The following is a 4,163-nucleotide window of genomic DNA, read 5'->3' as shown; positions in this document are numbered from 1 at the left end:
GCGCCCTACGGGCAGCGCCGCTCCGGTGTTTCGCCCGGCCCCGCCGTCCCCGCCGCCGTCCCCGCCTCCGACGACCCCGTCCCCGCCGCCTGCCCGGCGCCGTCCCCGAGGAGGTAAGTCATGAGTCGCCGCAGCGACGAAGCGCCGTTGAGAGCTCGCGTGCCCGCCGATGTTGAGCGCGAGGATCGGGTCGCGTTCGGTCTGACCTGGCGGCAGTTGGTCATCCTGACCGTCATCGGCCTGCTGCTCTACACGGCATGGACCGCCCTCGCGACGGTCGTGCCCCCGCCGGTGTTCCTCGTCTGCGCGCTGCCGATCGCCGGGACGGGGTTCTTCCTGGCGGTCGGCCGCCGCGACGGGATCAGCCTCGACCGGTGGCTCCTCAACGCGGTACGGCACCGGCGTGCCCCGCACCAGCTCGTCCCGGCCGACGGTCCGATCACCGCTGCCCCCGGGTGGGTGTCCACCACGCGGGGGCCGGGTGACCGGCTCCCGCTACCCGCGCCGCTGCGCCTGCCCGCGAAGGGCATCACGCCCGACGGGCTGATCGACCTTGGCCCGGAGGGCACCACTGGCCTGGTCGCCGCGTCGACGGTGGCGTTCGGGCTGCGGACCCCGGCCGAGCAGAACGGCCTGGTCGCCGGGTTCGCCCGCTGGCTGCACAGCCTCGACGGCCCCGCGCAGATCCTCGTTCGCGCCCAACGCGTCGACCTCACCGACCTGGCCGACCGGCTGGCGGCGCGGGCGCCGAGCCTGCCGCACCCCGCCCTGGAAGAGGCGGCCCGCTCACACGCGGGGTTCCTGGATGACCTCGCCGCGCGGCGGGAGCTGCTGCACCGGCAGGTCACCGTCGCCGTGCGCAGCACCCGCAGCCCAGGCCACACCGCGCACCAGGCCACCGAGACCGTGCGGGCGCTGTCCGGCTGCGAAGTCGCGGCGACGGTCCTCGGGTCGGCCGAGGCGTCCGCCACGGTGGCCGCCGCCCTCAACCCGACCGCCGGACCGTCCCCGGCTGCGTCCGGCCGCCCGGGACGACCCGTCCCCGACGAGGAAGGAAACGAGCAATGGTGAACCTGCTTACGCGCCGCCGTTCCGCTGTTGTCCCCGAGGCGGGGACGGTCGTCCCCGGCAGCCCCGACGCGGTTGAGGTCGGGGGACGGTCGGTGCGGGTCGGGGACGACTACTCCGCCGCCTTGGCCGTGACCGGCTACCCGGCCGAGGTCGGCCCTGGCTGGCTCGAGCCGCTGCTGTCCTATCCGGGGCGGGTGGACGTGTCCCTGCACATCGAACCCGTCCCCCCGGTTGTTGCCTCCCAGCGATTGCGGAAGCAGCGGGGCCGGTTCGAGGCGTCGCGCCGGCAGACCGCGACCAAGGGCCGCCTCGATGACCCCGAGTTGGACGCCGCGGCGGCTGACGCCGCGGACCTGGCCTCCCGTGTCGCCCGGGGCGAGGCCCGCCTGTTCCGCCTCGGTCTGTACCTGACGGTGCACGCTGACAGCGAGCCGGAGCTGGCCGACCGGCTGACCGAAGTCCGCGCGCTCGCCTCGTCGCTGCTGCTTGACGTGGCGCCGGCGACGTGGCGGCAGTTGCAAGGCTGGATCACCGGCCTGCCGTTGGCGTTCGACGCCCTCAACATGAAGCGGGTCTTCGACACCGACGCCCTGGCCGCCGCGTTCCCGTTCACGTCGCCGGACCTGCCGGTCACCGCCGCCGAGACCGGCATGGGGGTGCTCTACGGCCTCAACCTGCACTCACCCGGTGTCGTGGTGTGGGACCGGTGGGCGCAGTCGAACTTCAACTCCGTCATCCTCGCCCGCTCCGGTGAGGGCAAGTCCTATTTGGCCAAACTCGACCTCCTACGCAACCTGTACCTCGGGGTGGAAGCGTTCGTCATCGACCCGGAAGACGAATATGTGCGCCTCGCTCAGGCGGTCGGCGGGACGATCATCCGGCCCGGCGTGCCCGGCGTGCGGATCAACCCCCTGGATCTGTCGGCCGGGGACGGCGACGACGCGCTGGTGCGGCGGGCACTGTTCATGCAGACGTTCGTCGCGGTCCTCACCGGTAGTGCCGGGGTGTCGCCGCAGGAAGCCGCCGCCTTGGACGTGGCGGTCCTGGCCGCGTACCGGGGCAAGGGCATCACCACCGACCCGCGTACCTGGCGGCGGCCCGCGCCGCTGCTGGCCGACGTCGCCGCCGCATTGCAGGACACCGGTGACGCCGGGCAGACCCTGGCCGCCCGGCTCTACCCGTATGTATCCGGCTCCTTCAAGGGCCTGTTCGACGGCCCCACCAGCACCGGCTCGCACGGGCACCTGGTCGTCTACGCGATCAAGGACCTGCCAGAGGAGCTGAAGCCGGTCGGCACGCTGCTCATCCTGGACGCGATCTGGCGCACCGTCAGCACCGCGAACCGCACGGGCGCCTCAACCCGGCGGCTGGTGTTGGTAGATGAGGCGTGGCTGATGCTGCGCGCCGGGCTCGGCGCGGACTTCCTGTTCCGGCTGTCGAAGTCAGCGCGTAAGTACAACGCCGGGTTGTCGGTGATCACCCAGGACGCCGCCGACGTGCTCGGCACCGACGTCGGCCGGGCCGTGGTGTCCAACGCCGCAACCCAGGTGCTGCTGCGCCAGGCACCGCAGGCCATCGACGCCGTGACCGAGGCGTTCGGGCTCACCGACGGCGAGCAGGCGTTCCTGCTGTCCTGCACACGCGGAGACGCTCTCCTCGCGTGTGGATCTTCCCGGGTGGCGTTTCACAGCCTCGCCGACGACGTCGAACACGACCTGGTCATCACCGGCCCGTCCACGACCCGCCAGTAAATCCCGTCGACTGACCCGGGAGTACATCATGGCTATCTCTGCCCTGTTGTTCAATACGTCGTCCCAGCTGCTCACGGTCTCGTCCGCGCTGCTGACACCGTCGTCCCCGACCCCGCCGCCGTTCCCGCCTGGGTGCGTGCCCGGCCGCGACGGCATCCCCAATTCCGCGTTCGGTGAGATCGCCTGCGGCACCTGGGGCCAGAAGGCCCCCGGCGCCGTCTGGGAGCTCATCGGTGACCTTTGGCCTCTGCTGCTCGCCGGCCTGGCCGTCCTCGTCGGGCTCGCCGTGGCCTTGCGGGCGCGGCGGCGGCGGGTGTGGCGCAACCATGCCGCCCAGGCTCAGTGGTTGCAGATCGTTCCGCCGGTCACCGCCACCCCGGCCGCGACCGTCGACCTCTGGCAACTGCTCGCCACGGTGTTGCCCGCACCGCGCCGGTGGGCGCTACGCCCGCCGCGCATCGTGTGGGAGGTCGAGTCCGACCCGCACGGGATGCGTGCTGGGATGTGGCTTCCTCCGGGCGTCAACCCGACCATCGTGCTGCGGACGTTGCAGCGGGGCTGGCCCGGTGTCCGCGCCGAACAGACCCGACCGCCGCGCGTGCGTACCGCCGGGACGGCAACCACGCTGATGTTGCGCCCGACTCGACCGGACTGGCTTGCTTTGGTCGAGGACACCAGCACGGCCAGCTCCCGGCGGTGGGAGAGTGCCCCGCCGGACGAGGACCGGCTGCGGGCGGTGTTCGACGGGCTCGCAGCGGCTGGACGCACCGGCGGTGGGCTGCTGCAAGTCCACATCAGCCGTGCGCCTGATCGCCGGTTGAAGATGCTGCGCCGCGCTACCGCCCATCCCGAACGCGCCCGCCGAGCCCGAGGTGCCGCTCGTGTCGCCGGTCTGCTCGCGGATGGGCTGCGTGCGCTGATTCTCGGCGTGCTCAGCCTGGCTATGCCCGGCCCGTCCACCACTACGACGCGGCGGTACACCAGCCCGACCGGCCCGTACCTGGCGGACCTGGCCCGGCAGGCACGCGGGAGACTCGCCGCCGCCCCGCACCTGCTCGTCGCCGTCTACGCCACCGGGACCGGCCCGACCAAGGCCGCCGCCCAGGCCGCCGCCGCCGACATCACGAGCGGATTCGGGCTGCTGTCAGCGCACTTCCCCCGCCGGCGCCTCCGCCGAGGCCCTACGGCGGCGGCGCAGCGGTGGGTGCCCGAAGCCCGGATGAGCCTGGCCACCGTCGCCGAAGCCGCCGCCCTGGCCGGGCTGCCCGCCGAACCCGCCGCCCACGGCCTACCCGCCGCCGCATCCCGGCGCCGCCCCGGAGGCCGCGATGTCTTCTGCGC

At 73.1% G+C, this 4,163-nt stretch carries 3 protein-coding genes; all 3 read left to right on the top strand.

The annotated features are described in order from the left end of the window. Positions 1-120: 120 nt before the first annotated feature. On the top strand, positions 121-1,071 hold the full coding sequence (locus TFC3_RS34760) for a PrgI family protein (RefSeq protein WP_067510546.1): 951 nt from the start codon (positions 121-123) through the stop codon (positions 1,069-1,071). After that, on the top strand, positions 1,068-2,822 hold the full coding sequence (locus TFC3_RS34755; RefSeq protein ID WP_067510548.1) for a VirB4 family type IV secretion system protein: 1,755 nt from the start codon (positions 1,068-1,070) through the stop codon (positions 2,820-2,822). Before TFC3_RS34760 ends, TFC3_RS34755 begins: the two co-directional genes overlap by 4 nt. 28 nt (positions 2,823-2,850) lie before the next feature. Next, the coding region (locus tag TFC3_RS34750; protein WP_082772773.1) for a hypothetical protein at positions 2,851-4,163 on the top strand (1,313 nt) is incomplete at its 3' end.

This window comes from Actinoplanes sp. TFC3, assembly GCF_001553785.1.
In the GTDB taxonomy this organism is placed as follows: Bacteria; Actinomycetota; Actinomycetes; order Mycobacteriales; family Micromonosporaceae; genus Actinoplanes.
The sequence above is the reverse complement of the archived record's forward strand: the minus strand, read 5'-3'. Positions and strand labels throughout refer to the sequence as shown.